The 15,564-nt window shown below is 49.0% G+C and carries 9 protein-coding genes; 7 read left to right on the forward strand and 2 right to left on the reverse strand.

What is annotated here, in order from left to right:
- Positions 1 to 65: 65 nt before the first annotated feature.
- Positions 66 to 965, forward strand: coding sequence for an alpha/beta hydrolase (locus AC6I8W_RS23800; protein ID WP_497838992.1), 900 nt, complete (start codon positions 66 to 68; stop codon positions 963 to 965).
- 62 nt (positions 966 to 1,027) lie between these two features.
- Here AC6I8W_RS23800 and AC6I8W_RS23805 read toward each other — a convergent pair whose 3' ends face one another.
- A complete protein-coding gene (locus AC6I8W_RS23805) occupies positions 1,028 to 1,429 on the reverse strand; it encodes an H-NS family histone-like protein (RefSeq protein ID WP_497838993.1) in 402 nt (133 codons plus the stop codon).
- A gap of 362 nt (positions 1,430 to 1,791) precedes the next feature.
- Here AC6I8W_RS23805 and AC6I8W_RS23810 point away from each other — a divergent pair, with 362 nt between their 5' ends.
- The 3 genes from AC6I8W_RS23810 (at position 1,792) to AC6I8W_RS23820 (ending at position 5,403) form a co-directional block, all read left to right on the forward strand.
- A complete protein-coding gene (locus AC6I8W_RS23810) occupies positions 1,792 to 1,980 on the forward strand; it encodes a MetQ/NlpA family ABC transporter substrate-binding protein (RefSeq protein ID WP_497838994.1) in 189 nt (62 codons plus the stop codon).
- A gap of 110 nt (positions 1,981 to 2,090) precedes the next feature.
- Entirely contained in the window at positions 2,091 to 3,869 is a 1,779-nt protein-coding gene (locus AC6I8W_RS23815) for a hypothetical protein (protein ID WP_497838995.1), read from the forward strand.
- Positions 3,870 to 4,224: 355 nt separating this feature from the next.
- Positions 4,225 to 5,403, forward strand: coding sequence for a hypothetical protein (locus AC6I8W_RS23820; RefSeq protein WP_497838996.1), 1,179 nt, complete (start codon positions 4,225 to 4,227; stop codon positions 5,401 to 5,403).
- A gap of 44 nt (positions 5,404 to 5,447) precedes the next feature.
- Here the strand turns inward: AC6I8W_RS23820 and AC6I8W_RS23825 are convergent, their stop codons facing one another.
- Positions 5,448 to 6,812 (reverse strand): M60 family metallopeptidase, encoded by a 1,365-nt coding sequence (locus tag AC6I8W_RS23825; protein WP_497838997.1) that lies wholly within the window; start codon positions 6,810 to 6,812, stop codon positions 5,448 to 5,450.
- Between the two features lie 245 nt (positions 6,813 to 7,057).
- On the opposite strand from AC6I8W_RS23825, the gene AC6I8W_RS23830 reads away from it, so the two are divergent.
- The 3 genes from AC6I8W_RS23830 (at position 7,058) to AC6I8W_RS23840 (ending at position 15,332) form a co-directional block, all read left to right on the forward strand.
- Positions 7,058 to 8,317 carry an RHS repeat-associated core domain-containing protein gene (locus AC6I8W_RS23830; protein WP_497838998.1) on the forward strand — a complete coding sequence of 420 codons (1,260 nt, stop codon included), beginning with the start codon at positions 7,058 to 7,060 and terminating at the stop codon, positions 8,315 to 8,317.
- Between the two features lie 161 nt (positions 8,318 to 8,478).
- Complete coding sequence (locus AC6I8W_RS23835) at positions 8,479 to 14,037, forward strand: hypothetical protein (RefSeq protein WP_497838999.1); 5,559 nt, start codon at positions 8,479 to 8,481, stop codon at positions 14,035 to 14,037.
- Positions 14,019 to 15,332: a M20/M25/M40 family metallo-hydrolase gene (locus AC6I8W_RS23840; RefSeq protein WP_497839000.1), complete on the forward strand. Its 1,314-nt coding sequence runs from the start codon at positions 14,019 to 14,021 to the stop codon at positions 15,330 to 15,332. The genes AC6I8W_RS23835 and AC6I8W_RS23840 overlap by 19 nt, the downstream gene beginning before the upstream one ends.
- The last annotated feature ends 232 nt before the right edge of the window (positions 15,333 to 15,564 follow it).

Here is a 15,564-nt window from a genome sequence, read left to right on the forward strand (position 1 = left end):
GGCTATACCATGGTCTAGTTTTGACCCATATGATTATGTTCGAAAGAGCCAGGGAGAACAGGCTGATGAGTAACATTAGACGTGTTTTGGGGGTGTTGTTGGGCGCGGCCTGTACTGTTTTGCCTGGTGCGGCCAAAGTCAATCCGCCGCTGGAGCCATTACCTCCGAACGTGGTGGAGCTCGGTTCTGAATATTATCGTTTTCAAACGATAAATTTCGATTCCGCTGATGATCAGCGTCATTATAAGGTCTGGCTTGCCATTCCTTACCGGCCGGTTCCGGCCGGCGGTTACCCGGTGATTTACCTGCTGGATGGTAATCGGGCGCTGGCGAATTTATCAGAAACGCTGCTCGGCCAACTGCACCGGGCAGATGCACCGGTGTTGGTGGCCATTGGTTATGATGCCGACAAGCCGGTCATTCTTAAATCCCGTACCCTTGATTACACCCCGCCGGGCGAAGATGTGCCGGAGGATGAGACCCGCATGGCATGGATTACCAGGCCTGGCGGCGGCAGTCAGGCATTTCGCGCATTGCTGTTCAACCAGCTTATTCCATGGGTAGAGACGCAGGCGGTCAGTAATCCATATAAGCGCGCGGTCTGGGGGCATTCGTTTGGTGGTTTATTTGTGCTGGATACCCTCGCTGAATCTTCATGGTTTCATTATTACTTCACCGCTGCACCATCGCTGATTTGGCAGAATACGCGCATTCTTCAGCAGGTACTGCGCGCGGATGACACTCAATTCACCGGTCAGGCGGTGGTATTGATGGCAGGGGATAACACACTTGATTATCCACCGATGCTGCATCGCGAAGTTAATGAAGCAGAAGCAACATTGATAAACCTGATGAAAGAAAAAGGCGCTGATTTGAGTATTATTCGCTATCACGGTCAGCGGCATGGTCAGGTGTTTGATTCTTCACTGCGGGATGCCTTGAAGAAAATGTCGCAGATTCGCTGAGGCACTGAAACTTTCTGTAGCGGCGCGGTTTACCACACCGCTACGAATCCATGCGGTCTGGTTTAAATCAAAAAATCATCCAGGTTTTTGCCATTTTCGAGGGCTTCTTTAATCACTGCAGGGGTACGTCCCTGACCGGTCCAGTTCTTTTCCTGACCATTTTCATCGATGTATTTGTATTTAGCCGGGCGTGGAGCGCGTTTTTTACGCGGTTGCCCGCTACCCTGCATGGTAGTTAACAATTCGTTGGGATCAATACCGTCTTCTAATAACAATTCACGATACTTTGCCAGTTTTTCTGCTTTTTCGCGCACGGCCGCTTCCTCGGCGGTGCTTTCATCGCGGCGTTCAGCAACCACAGCCGTTAATTTCTCCAGCATCTCTTCCAGGACAGCCAGCGGTAAGCCTCGTGCTTGTGCACGCAGGATGCGAAAGTTGTTTATCGCCTTAAGAGAATCACTCATCACTATCTCCTGATAATAACGTGGTTATCGGTAAACGAATAAGTTTGGCGTGGTACGTTCACAGAAAAAATGTATATGAAAAGAGATTTTAATCTCCTCATTTTCATACTAATCAGTACATCACAGTTAGATTGTAGAATAAAGTTAAAATGCTGAGAAATTTACCGTCTGGCTTAGTCTTTTGGATATCTGTTTCCCCGAGAATTTTACTGTCGCCAATTGCTTGTTTTGTAGAAACTTTGCCAAATAAATCATAATCGCACTGTCATCAACCCGGTATACTGCCGCCATCTGCCAGCAGAGGGTTAACGGTCAAAACGGTAGTATTCAATAACCAAATCAAGGTTAATCATTATGACATCGTGCGTGTCGTTGATACCGCCGAGTGGCCGATTGATCGCTACTCGAAAAAGGTGAAATCAGTAACGGATCTGAAAACCGATGCGGTGGTTGGGGTGCCAAATGAAGCTCGCGGCCGGAATTTATTGCAACAGGAGGGAGTAATAAAATTGAGGCCATGTGCGGGTATTTTTGCCACCTGGATGCAGTGATCGTCAATACAGACTTGGCGCTGAAGAGTGGTCTGACCCCGACATTTTTCCATCAGTCAGCTATTATAATAACGGGACACAACGATTGATCTGAATGGAAGCTGGTGCCTATGTTAACAAATGCCTTGAATCAAAACATTCAGCTGAAAATGCAGGTTTCCCCACCGGCAAAGCGAACGAAATTATCTCATGCGATAATCACCACCAGCTCGACCCTCATACAACCAGCCAGCCTGGTGAAGACCACAGCGTGCTTGCCGTCCACCACCAGGGAACATACCTGTCTGGATGTCTTGCGCACCAGGCTGGAGGAACTTACCAAATTCACCAACCAGAAAAAATTCGATAATAAGCAGGTTTGGGTGGAAGAACTGCTGGCTACATGCCCAGTTGAGGAACTCAGGAAGGTGGAAATGAGTAGCATTATAGAGGTATTTGAAGACTTTCCTGTCAGTCAAGTCACCATAGGTAACGCATTTCGGGCGATAACCGCCATACCTGATGAGGAACAAACCGGATGGTTCAATAAATATGTTACAGCCCAGCCATTCAACAAAGATAATAATAAGGATACGGAGACGAAATGGGTAAAAAAAATGCTGGAAAAGCGAAAGGCGGAGGGTAAAATTTTTACCGCACCAGTACTGCGCCATCTGATGATAACCATAAATGGTAAATTGACCAGTGTATGCTTACAGAAAAGCATACGAATTATTGCGGCGAAAATTAGTTCAGCAGACACAAATAAATCATTGGAAATCTTCAGTAATACGGTCTCGGATGAGCCGGTCTGGCGCCTGCATGATATGATGACGCATAAGGAATTTCCGCCGAAGTTACGCAACGAGGCAAATATGTTTTGCCTGTTTAAAGGTAAAGAACAAGAGTATGGCATAAACAGGAATATTATCTCTGGCGCGGTAATCCTTGCCCATGCAAAATTAGAACCCGGTTCTCCGCTGGATCAATGGTTTGAGGGCTGGTATACGCAAAATAAGATGACTCCCGATTTCCGCCCCGATACCCAGACAATCGCGTTTACGCTTCTCAATTATGCTGATATTTCCCCCTTGCCAGCGATGTCAAAATTGACTGTCGGCAATCTCTTTATTTTTCTTAAAAGAAAAGGATTGGCAGCAAAGTTTGAGAGTACGGAAGATACGACGAAAATCTTTAATCTCGCTATAGATGCGTTTCTCTCGACAGAAACAGAGAAGCAGATAACTCCACATTGGGAAAAGTACGCTAAGCAACAGGATATCACGCTAGAACGTAAGATGGGTAAGACGATGGAGGAGTCTGGATGTGGAAAGGCCGTACTGGCGCGCTACATGTTAAAGAAAAATATCAGTTTTACGATTGCTTTAATATTTGCTGCCCAGAGGATAATCGATCAGGATCCTCTCGAAATCGGGACAATTGTCTGGTTAAAGTCTGAACTTGAAAATAAAATTGGTTATTCGAGTAAAAATAAGTCGCAGTGGCTGAAAAATATCTTACAGAAGAAAGAGCGTCCACAGGAAATTACAGAAATAGTCAGAAAAAAATTGACGGAAAAGTTATTGCGTGCCATTTGGCAAACCAGTGCAGACATAAGTTACACTACGCTGGATAGATTAGTGCGAGAACTCAAAAGATCCCCGATTTTCTCCAACATTCCGCCAGTCGAGATAATAACAGAAACAGAACCCGCCCCCGAACCTGTTTCTGAACTACCGTCCAGCATTCCTGTGCCATGTATGGATAAGCCGCTTAGTGAGGAAGAGAAATCCTTATATTTCCTGGAGATGTTGAAACCATCCCAAAATTATGCAACGCCTGAACCTTTTTATACGCTGGAAACCGATGATATAGCGATCGGCAGTTTAGAAGTATGGCCTTTCTCTTGATGCAAAAATCAGGCGGAAGTTCTATTCGCCTGCCGATGAGACAACGATCAGGACGCTTATGCTAAGAATCCCACCACCTTCAACCTCTGCTGTGGCCTCTACAACCCGAAGTGCCCCCAAGCGCGTCCAACGTAAGCTACAGGTGATTAGTAGCACCAAAAAAATTAAGTCAAACGCAATAATAACCTATAAAAAAGCGATTTACGAAACGCACTGGCAGACGTTTAAAGCGTTAAAAGAAAAATCTGCCGTCTGTTCCCAGAGCTTAGTGGAGCTATACCTGGAACCCTTTGACATCAACGTGTTGGAAAAAATGCCTACCATGCATTGTCAATAGTTTCTGAAGGGAAAGGGGATGGCACTCTCCTCTTATACGGTGGATGATGCAATAAAGACCATGAAGGCCAGGGTCGATTCCAGGGTGCAGGATGCCATTGAGGAGATCGTTACATCGATTACCAAGGCAAACACCCATAGACACACACCGGAAGATGTCGTGGAGGCGTTAATACCGGCGCTGGAGAAAAAAAAGCTGCTGACAACCCTGGATTGGTATCAGGTTCGTAAGGCCCTGAGGACGCTACGCGAGCGTATTGATGTGCAACCGCGTTTTTTAGAGGACCTTGTAGGTATCGCAAAGGCGAATATTGATGAGCCCGATATTAAAAAGATAAGAGATAAGTTGGTTGCAGTCGGAGGGGCACCGCGGGAAATGATGTGCCGGACGTACCTGGTGCTGACTGATCCAGAAGTGAAAAAGATGAATCTGGAAAAATATCCGCTGCTGAAAGCGTTGAGAACACCAGACTTTGCGATTGCAGGTCAAACGTTAGATATGGTGATAACGGTTACCAAAATAGAGATTGCAGATAAGACGAAAACGGAATTTAACACCGCCTGGAAGGCGCTCAGTTGGATGGATAATCTCAATGACCGAATTTTATCTGCGTTGTGGCGCTGCTCTGGTCTGCCCATCATAGCATGGCAAGTTTTATGGCCGCTGGTGATCATGCAGAAGGAATACATCAGTCCTGCTCCGGCCAAGCTGGCGCTGCAAATTTTCAAAAAAAAACCGACGCCGAAGCAGACAACCTATATTAAACAACAGCTAGAGAAATGTGTGACTGCCAAAAAGGGAAAGTTGAGTTCGTCGGACTTTGTTCTGCATTTTCTCCTCGACGTTAAACGACCCGCCGATTTAACGCCAGAGCAACTGTTTAACGGGTTGGCAGCCAGCGAAGTGGCGTTCCCTTACAGCCGGATCAGGGACAACATGGTTCTCGAAAGAGGGCATCGTCTGGTCGCCCCGTCCAATGAACAAGAAGCTGAAGACGAAATCGACGGGCCGCTTGGAGAAGCGTTGACCATCAACAGCGGTGAAAATCCGGCTGTGATGTCTTTCGTCCATGAGCCACCATTGCCATCTGACCCACCAGAGGATGATCTGGTCGATCCGGGGCCAATCACCGCGCTGGATTTCGTACCGGAGATTTTTGAGAATATGATCGATAACCTGGATGACACCGACTTATAAGCACCCTGGCGTGCGATATGGCTCCACCAGGGCTGCTGCGGCTATCAGCCTGCCAGATCGGTCAGCGTATAAGGATCAATTTTGGTGTCGGGTAATCTTAACGCATCCAATTCTGCCAGCAGAGAATTATAAGCATTCGGATCCTTCGGCATTAATCCCCAGGTCGTAAAGAAAGAGGCGAGGTTATAACCTGAGTAGATACTGGCTTTCACAATAAAGCTGTTTATTCTGTCTGCATCGTTGGGTAAATCAGGGGAGGAAACCCGGTAATGGCGCAGCAATGTGCGATAAAAATTATCACCATAAGCCAGCCAAAGTTGATGGAACATCATTAGTTTTCCCTCATTACCTAATGCGCTATCCTGATTGAAGTCTTTTTGTGCAGCGGTTTTATTCAGAAATTCTTTGGCACGCGGCCAGGAATTAGCGACTGTCATCCAACGTGAGGGCGATATTCCCATTTCTCTTTCGGCAGCGAGGGCAAATATATTTACCTGAACTTCGTTAATGCCACTCCATTTCCACGCCTGGATTTCATGCATATGGCCCAGTTCATGATAAGCCACCCAGCCCTCGTTGACTAATCCCTGCACTGTCAGAAGCTGGCCCATCAAATTTTTATTATAAACCGTGCCATAACTACGTGCATATGCATGCACATCTGGATCATCCGTTTCGGTGATTAATAACTTATATAAACTTTTACTGCTGGTGAAATTAAAAATGGCATCTTCAGTCAACATGGCAATGTCATCCTGCGCGTTAATGATTTTGTCAATTGTCTGCAAAACTTTATCCTGATCCTCATTAATATAACGCAACGCACTTTCGCGTGATGCGACAATAATGGCACGCTCAGATTCGAATACGACATCAGGAGTAGGGTAATTAGCCAACATCTCACGCCATGCTGCATTGGTGGTAGTGCCCAACCGATAATAAGGCATAGGGGTGGCATCCACGAATGTCAGGCGGCAATTTGCCCCAATCGTATATTTTCCCATAGGGGCGTAAGCATAAATAATTCCTCCTTTATTGCCCGCCGTAATACTGGTATTGACATTTTGTGCCAATGTGAAGCGGTCAGGTTCTGGTTTTTCTTTATAACGGTCCCAGGTGCCTATTTGCAACTGAGGCGTGACGTTATCTTTGTGGTTGGCACAATTGACTGCATAGTGAATTTTTTGGTTTGGCTCAGCATAATAACCGGTCGGATAGCCGGGGTGCCAGGGTCTTGATCCCATTCTGTCAGCATCCTGATGAACTTCCGGTGTGCCATTTATTAAAACATACGGGTAATCAAAAGGCGCGTGTTCGGCCTGCTCCTCAGGTGAATATTTTGCAAGCAACGGTCCAGAATTACATAGCATGACAATGGCGGCACTACAGGTAAGTATATTCCTTAACATGTTCACTCCTTAAATGGTTTTCCTTTTTACCGGCCATTAACCTTATCTTATTTTTTTTACACCACCATTCGGCATAATAAATATTCATCTTTTTTTCATGGTGTACATAATTGGGATGCCGGAATAAATGCTGAATCAGCATAATATTGCTATCATCAGGTTTCACTGTGATCGCTTAACAACGCGGCATGTTTTTAATAGATTGCCACGGCCCTACGTTTGCCGCCTTTAACTCAGGAGAACGTATGTCACAGCATCATGAATCGTATCGTTATGCCGCCCACGGCCAACGTACGCATAAGCTTCACCAACATGAAATCCGCCAGCTTCAGGTGCGTTATCTGCCGGGACTTGAAGTGCGCAGTTGCATAGCCAGCAATGCCCAACAGCAGCATTTGCGGGTGGTCGCGGCGGGTCAGAGCCGTTTCTACCGTGATGAGAAGCAAACACTGTTGCATTTCAACCTGAATGACAGGCTTGGCAGTGTGAACGGCGTGGTGGATGAAACCGGAACCCTGGTCAGCCAGGAGCGCTGGTATCCGTTTGGCGGCACCGCCAGCTGGTTAACCGGTGCACAGCAGGGCGCGGTGCTAAAGTTTCAGCGTTACGCGGGCAAAGAACGCGATGCCACCGGGCTGCTTTACTATGGCTGGCGTTATTTAGTCCCCATGCAGATGCGCTGGTTGAATAGCGATCCGGCGGGGACAATAGATGGATTAAATTTGTTTCGCATGGTGAGAAATAATCCGCTCACCCGCTATGACGCTGATGGACGGATGGCGAACGAGCAAAATTCACTTATGGAAAAAGACCTGGATGATATATTAACAAGTACACCGACAGATTCAGCTACTTTTGAAACCATCATGCAGTCATTGCAACGGTGTGTTATACCCGATGATGCCACAAGCATTGACCCGCTACCGCTGCCTTCAACCTCAGCGGCTTATTGTGCTTCTGCTTCTGGATCCGGTAATCAACTGCATCAGCCAGTACCTTGCGGTCAGGTGACAACCGCGGATGCGCTTTCCGCTAATCAAACCTGGCAATGTGATCGCTGTTTTGACAGGTTTCAATCTCACGTTGCCTGGCAAGATCACAGCACGATACGATGTAAATTAAAACATCAATGTACCTGGCCGGAATGTAAGAAAATACTCAGCCGTAAGGTAAGTTGGACTGCTCATCTCAATCTGCACAGAGACGAAAAACCGTTTAGTTGTGACTGGCTGGGTTGCGGAGAGAGATTTCGGGCAAAGAGCGTCCTGAGGAATCATGTTAATCTCACACATCGTGGCAAAAACAGACATGTATGCATGTTTGCCGGATGTGACTACTCAGTTTCTAGAAAGATATACCTTAAAAATCATATAAATTTATACCATGCACCTGGCGCTACCGGGCTGCGATGTATGCCATGCAACCTTACCTTTCCCTCGAGCGGGTCACTAACAAGACATCTTAATCACAGTTGTCCCCAAAAGTTTAAATCCATCCCTGAATAATTAAGGGAAAATCGGGAGCGGCGCGATTTATCGCGCTGCTTTCCACGGTTATTTAACCCGCGTAACAAGACCAAATTTTCATCTATTTTTCAGGATAATCAGACATGTGCTAATCCTCAGTAGACTAGGCTTCAGGTTGGTTATTTTCACGGAAGAAAAAAATGCATTCGATCCTCGCCAGTACCAACAAGCCTGTGCCGCCCGCTACCCCTGTTAAAGATGCCTTGTGTCTGTTGAATGACGTCGGGGAGAAATTTATATCAGTAAGGTCGACGGTTACGACGCCGCTATCGCATGGTATCAGCCGATTAATGGCCCTGGGCATCAATGGGCTACCCGCAGTCGCCACCACCCTGAATCACTGGGTGGGTAAAGACGTCATCTCCCCCCGGCAGATTCAACTTTGGCAGGCATTCCTGAAATACCCCAATAAGCCGCTGGATGCTGCACTGAAAAATTATCTGGAACCTTGTTTTGCGTTACTGGCGCGTTATCTGCTGGAACAGCCGACGATGATGCTATTGGGCGGCAGGTCCGATCCGCGTGGGGAGTTTCTGCATCTGGCAAAAGCTAATGACATCCTTGACACCCCAGTCAATCGCGAACGGCTGAAGCAGCTATACTGCGTGGCGATAGCGGAGGAACCCACGCTGGAAAGCGAAACCAGACGTTTTTTATCGTTAATGATAATCATCGCGGGTAGTGGTGGAGGTGAGGTTAAGCCCCGACAGCTAAATGCTGAGATGTTCGAAGATCTGTTTGAGGCTCTGTGGCTGGGTGGGGCACTGAATTGGGAAAAAAACACCAGCAATAAGGCAGAAGCACAAAGATGGACCCGTGCTGAACTGAAAACAAAGGTAAAGTCTTTTCTCACCGCCAAATTTGCTGAGCAATGTGCTGCACAGTATGTCAACAGCGAAATGCTGGTGCAGTTGAGTGGGGTGCCTGCGCAACTGCAAAGCCAGCTGCTGGCGAAGGTCTGGCCCACCACGGCAGCACCGACCGCCACACCGGCCTCCGCACCGACGGTAAGCGCGCCACCAGCACCGCCGCCAGGAATTCATTTCCCCTATGTCGGAACATTGCGCACCCTGTCTCCTGCCGGGCAAGACGTGGTGCTGGCAACAAATTCCTCCATGGTTCTGAACGCAGCGGCCTGCCCGGCGCAATTGCCGCTCAACGCAACATCCCCTGCGAGGGGTATCTCCATCGGCGGTGTGGGTAAACATACGATGGAGGATATGGAGCTTTATCTCGCAAACAATAATACCGCGCCGACGCCGGTTTATCTCAAAAGTCGTTACCCTGCGACTCAATATTCCACAACCCTGGTCACGTCGCCCTTGCGCGCGATCACTCATCTGTCGGCGGACACAAAGGTTGCGGTTGATCAACCCGCTACCGCGTTTGCTAATGAAGTGTGTTCATTGCAGGAGCCAGCCATACCGGCTCCCGCGCTCACCGTGCCGCAACTGTTACCTGCGCAGCCGCCAGCCTGGACAGACCTGGTGCAGAGGTTTGATACGATGTTTACCGGAATGCTTACCTTGCCTGGCGTCGGTGCCGCACAGAGTGAGCCGTACCGCTCACTCTCAAAGCGAGATGTGAACACTGAGCGCAAACCCGGTGATACCCCACAAAATCCGGTGCAGTACGATCGACTGCCTGATGTTGCTCCGGTTGTCAGTACCGCAGCACCATCCCCAGTTCAACCCAAAGTTGCCCTTGATGCTTGCAAACTGTGGCGGCAGGTGGTGAACCACGCACCTTTAGCCGAGATTGAAGCGGGATGTACACGCTATCTGGCGCTGAGGGATGAACATGTGGCATTACGCGAGATTGGCAAGGATTACCACTTTCAGGAAGAAACAGTTCCCTCGCACGCTAACAGCCTGAAAACCGTGCAGCAGACCCTCGAAAATATCATCACGCGCCGGGACAATGACAGTCCGTTCAGCCTGAACATGGATGAGTTCGCTTTTTTCCTCAATGATCAACGCACCGGTTGGGATCATGGTTTAGCCATCATGAGCGGTGGCGAAGCGCGGGCCAGTCTGCGGATGTTCGGCAAAATGATGCTGCCGTTACTGGAACGGACGTTAAAAGACATCACCACGCCGCCGCTTTTTGCCGGTTTCGCGGCCCTTAACCGCAATATCATCGCGGACTTGACGGACGCGGCAATCGACAGTCTCACGGTGGAGGCGTTTGCCCTTCGGGTGGCTGATAAAACCCGTCAGTTCTGTGATGAGCTGGGACGACAGTATCCGCAGTTGTCTTCGCTGGATATTGCGCGTATCCGCTTGCTGCTGGAGGAACAAAATAAAGAAGCCTTTCCGGTGATCGAGTTTGCCTCTCACCCGGAAATCAGGCAAATGTCAGCGTTCAGTGAACAGGGGATCTGGGCAGCGCTGGCGGCGACAGTGGTTGCCGAAAAAAAATACCGCACCATTCCGCTGAAGATCGTCAAACGAATCGGACTGCATCTGTTGCTGAATCAATCCACCGATACGCTGGTAACGATGCTCGGCTGGACCACGCGTGTCAGCGTCGGGGTGAAAGAAAATCTGAAAAAATGGTGGCAGCGGGAAGGCCAAACCTTTACCGACGTGTGGGAATTTACCCGGGCGCAACGCGCGCTGGATAAACTGCTGTTGGAACCCCAGGATGTCACGCCTGCCCAGCTGAACAAGGCGAAAGCCGAGCAACACGCCGCCCTGCGGCAATTTTATAAAAACGCGTTGTTAGATTTGCCACAGTCTGCGGTGAAGGGATTAGAGAAAAACTATCCCAATGCGGTGACGGTGACATTTGTGCAGATCTCCCCTCCGGGTGATCCCTCGCCGGGTAAACCCACTCTTGGGGTGATTTTCCAGTATGCCGGGAAGGCGTATTTGATTACGCCGCTAGCCAAAATTGGCGATCCGCCACGTCGTGCCGTGTTTGATGTCTCTGACATGATAGAGGGATCCGGGTTTCGTACCCCGCAACAGGAAAAAAAACTGTCCGATATGTTGTTTGAAAACGCGGCTGCGCTGCCGCGACATCAACTGACATTCACTACCAAACATCTGTTTTTTCATCGCGACACTGGCCTGCTGTGGAATGACAACCTGGCGGAAACGGTAGTGACTCAGATAGAAAAACTCGCTAATCCTCCAGCCGATCTTCCCGCGTCGACCTCCACCACGCCAGCTGCCGAGGGAGGCATCTTTGGATTCTTTTATTCCCATGCCAAATCGTTGATTTACAACTCGCCGTGGGGGTCGTGTTTGGATGTGTTGGATAACCTGCTAAATCCTGCTAAAGAGACGTTTTTGGAGCAGGCTGGCACGGGGGCCATGTGCATTGAGGAGTTGATACCGGAAACTGAAGCGGCCAGTGAACTGTTTAAAGCAGGTGAATCAATCGTTAAACAAGGTCTGAAGTGGGTAAAGAATCACGCTGCTGCCCAGCGGCAGGTTGCGCAACCACAGAATCCGGACGGGGAGCAGCAGCGAGCCATTACCCAGTGGGAGGAGCAGGAATTCGGTGATTTCATGGATTTTTCGGCCAATCTGGAGAACCTCTACGATCATCGTGAATTAAAGCCATGGCTGGCACCCTTGCAGCAACCGACCTGGGCGCCGTTATCAACCGCAACATTCCGACCGGCGATGACCAGTGAGGAGACGCTGAATGAACTGGTCGGTTATGACAACTATGGGGCAGAGGAAGAAGGAAAAGAGTACCTCAAATATAAATACGGTGACACCGAGGTGCAGTTTGAAGTGATCGCCTACTCACTCTCGGCTGACGGTGAAGTGTTGTATGAGTTGCCGGCAGGGGCACCCAGCGATCGCATCGTCATGGTGAAAAAGGACCAACAGGGGCATTTGCAGGTGGTGGGCACTCAGCAGATTAAAATTATGCCGGTGAGTGAGGGTGCCAGCGTTCCTGTTGCGGGTGGTGGCTGCGGTCTGTCTGTCCCGGAAGGTATGACCGTTGAAGAAGTCTATATTTCCACCTTCAATGATCATCGTCTGGTGCTTAAGGTTAAGGATAAGGACGGCTCAATTTACTGGCGTGAAGTGGACGCGGAGGGGAATTTTGTCCCGTTCGAACCCGGCATATTTGCCCACGTGCGTGAACGAAGCCGGCGAAGTATTGATGACGATCCGGTCAGTGATGCCACACCACTCTACATAGGTAAATACGGCCTGGCGCGCATCAACGATAAAGTTCGCCGGGCAGAATTAGTGGGTTTAGCTGAGGCGCGTAATTCTCTGCTGAACTTAAAACCGGAAAAGCAATTAATGGTGGAACTTATCTGGGAGGCCGGTCAGCTTAAAAAACTTCCCGGCCATCTGACCATGCAAACCTATGTCAATTCACTGGCGCATAACGATGTGACTTTACCGGGTTATCAGGCACTGATCAGTGTAATTGATAAGATTGCCGATGGGGCACTGACGTTTATCACCGAGAGAATACCGGCAACAGAACCCGATTATCATGTGCGTTTACAAGTCTTAGCCGATGCCGCTCGCGGTCTGGAGGATATCATCAAGATATTTGCGTTGCCTGGGAGTGATCATACGCTGACCGAAGCCGATATAGAAAAATATCAAACATTGGCGAATGTCGTGATCAACGCTGCTGATGTCATGCCAACAAAAATTTTTGCATTCCGCAAAGCCTATGAGGGATTTACTAATCGGGTCAGACGTTATATGCGGGTGTTTAATAAATTCATCTTCAAGTCTGCGCGGATTAGTGACTTTTTTCGCACGCCGCTGAGTGTGCCAGAGGCCTATAACGGTATTAAGTACGTCGCTGAAGGTGAAGTGATTGAAGATAAATTTCCTTTTTTGGATGGCCAGTTAAGAAAAATACACAACGAAAAAATGTTAACCATAGAAAAATTAGAAGAAACGGTACGGCAGGATAGTGATTTTATTGCGCGTGAAGTGAAAAAGTTTTTTCATATTCCTGATGATGTCTCAGCGGATATCAGTGTGTTTGAGAAAATAATTAAAGAATACCACCGTATGGCAAAAAAGACCAAGAGCGAAAATATAAAAATCTTCAAAGATTACAATGGAGTAAATCCAATCAATCAGCAGAATCAGCGGGTGGCATTTCTCACGGCGATGGAGAGAAAAATCATTTCTGTCGCAGCAGTGGAAGGGCAGTCGACAGCCAATGATGCAAAGTTGAGGGTCGGACTCAATTGCGGCTCAGAAGGAAATACCCCTCTGGTGGCCACCATCATTGAACATGAGGACTTACATCATGCGATATTAAAACACCTTCCTCGGGGCATCACAATTAAAGGCGAAGCGTATCTCACCTGGCTGAAAAGACCAAGGACGTTACTACGCACGGAGCAAATGGAACTGTTGAATAAGATGATGTCTGCGCCTGCGGTATTTCGTGCCTATATGGAAGGTCAGCCAGAGTTTATCGAACCATTTTTTCATGCCTGTATTTTTTCTACGCATGATGAAATTTCGCGACTGGCACGTGAATTACGGCAGAACTGGCAGTCTCCTCTGTCGGCACAAAACCTGGCGATGGTGAACAAAATAATCGACATCATGTATGAGCAGCCAGAGCATAAAATTCAACCGTGGCTGCATTTCCCTGACGGTGTGCTGTCGATATATCGCCATTTAGTGAAAAGCATACCGGCGCCGATTGCTGCAAGCGTGGAGGCCGAATGGGAATCACTGGAGTGAAGACGCAAGCGATTTTAATTATATTTGCCTTGAGCTGTTTTCCCGCCGCCGTGGCCGGAAACTTAACGGCGGAAGAGAAGCGATTAACCGCTTATATTGATGAGCATCAAGCCGATCAACTTCAGTTATTAGCGCAACTGGTCAATATAAATAGCGGCACGGTCAATGGTGATGGAGTGAAACGTGTCGGCGATCTGATTGAGCGTGAGTTAGCGTTATTGGGTTTCACCACCCGTTGGGTGGCGTTGCCTGCGTCAATGCAACATACCGGAAGCCTGGTGGCGACGCATCCCGGTAAGGGTAAAAGCATTTTACTTATCGGTCATCTGGATACCGTTTTTCCACCCGACAGTCCCTTTCAGACCTTTACGTTGTCCGCTGATAAAACTACCGCCACCGGGCCGGGCGTTATCGATGCGAAGGGGGGATTGGTGACGATCCTCTATGCGCTCAAAGCACTGGCGCATGTGGGAACCTTATACCAGGCCAATATCACGGTGGTGCTGACCGGTGATGAGGAGCAGGCAGCCCAACCCACACGGGTTTCGCGCCAGGCGCTCCGGGAAGCGGCACAAGGTAGCGACATGGCGTTGGGCTTCGAGTTTTCTTTGGCAGAGGACCAACTGGTGGTCGGTCGCAGAGGATTGAGCGCATGGACGCTTAGCAGCCACGGGCTGTCGCACCATTCATCAACCCTGTTTGCTCCCGACACCGGTTTTGGTGCGCTTTATGAAACCGCGCGGGTGCTGGATGGGTTCCGGCGCACGCTGGCGGATACGCCGGGCTTAACCCTCAATCCCGGTGTGATGGTCGCCGGGCAACATATCAGCGAAGACATCCAGCAGGGTAGCGTCAGCGCCCGCGGGCAGAAAAACATCACGGCGGGTGAAAGCTGGGTGCAGGGGGATTTGCGATTTCTCTCGCTGGATCAGAAAACACAGGCGGAACAACAGATGCAAACCATCGTGGCAAACTCGTTACCACTGACCTCCAGCCAGTTGCGTTTCCGGGATATTATTCCGCTGATGCCGGAAACCGAGGCCAATCGGCAACTGTTGCTTCAATTCGGTCAGATCAACATGGCACTGGGTGGCCCCCCGCTTAAGGCCGTGCCTGCGGCCGCACGCGGTGGTGCGGACATCTCCTGGGTGGCGCAAGATGTTGACGCCAGCATTGATGGCTTGGGTCCGTGGGGTAGCGGCGCGCACAGCGAAAATGAAACGCTGGTGGTAGCTTCGCTGCCCATCGTGATTAAAAGAGTAGCAATTTTTCTGAGCCGTTATCGCACACGATGAGCGGGTGGATTGCTTGGGATCCTGATGTAGCGGCGCGATTTATCGCGCAACAACGTTGCGCTTTATCAATCTGTGCGTATATTTATCTAAACATATCAATCAGATATAGGTATCTCCGCAGCGATCTCATTTAGATCTCTTGCTATTAAATAGCGCGCTATTTATATTTATATCCGAAGCAAACAACTATCGCAGATACGTAACCAACTAAATAGTGCGCTATATAATCGCA

It is taken from the genome of Pantoea sp. X-Soil-TKNS-1211 (assembly GCF_059730495.1).

Coding starts and splice junctions, on each gene's coding strand:
- AC6I8W_RS23800 (WP_497838992.1), top strand. CDS start 66: ATGAGTAACATTAGACGTGTTTTGGGGGTGTTGTTGGGCGCGGCCTGT.
- AC6I8W_RS23805 (WP_497838993.1), bottom strand. CDS start 1,429: ATGAGTGATTCTCTTAAGGCGATAAACAACTTTCGCATCCTGCGTGCA.
- AC6I8W_RS23815 (WP_497838995.1), top strand. CDS start 2,091: ATGTTAACAAATGCCTTGAATCAAAACATTCAGCTGAAAATGCAGGTT.
- AC6I8W_RS23820 (WP_497838996.1), top strand. CDS start 4,225: ATGGCACTCTCCTCTTATACGGTGGATGATGCAATAAAGACCATGAAG.
- AC6I8W_RS23825 (WP_497838997.1), bottom strand. CDS start 6,812: ATGTTAAGGAATATACTTACCTGTAGTGCCGCCATTGTCATGCTATGT.
- AC6I8W_RS23830 (WP_497838998.1), top strand. CDS start 7,058: ATGTCACAGCATCATGAATCGTATCGTTATGCCGCCCACGGCCAACGT.
- AC6I8W_RS23835 (WP_497838999.1), top strand. CDS start 8,479: ATGCATTCGATCCTCGCCAGTACCAACAAGCCTGTGCCGCCCGCTACC.
- AC6I8W_RS23840 (WP_497839000.1), top strand. CDS start 14,019: ATGGGAATCACTGGAGTGAAGACGCAAGCGATTTTAATTATATTTGCC.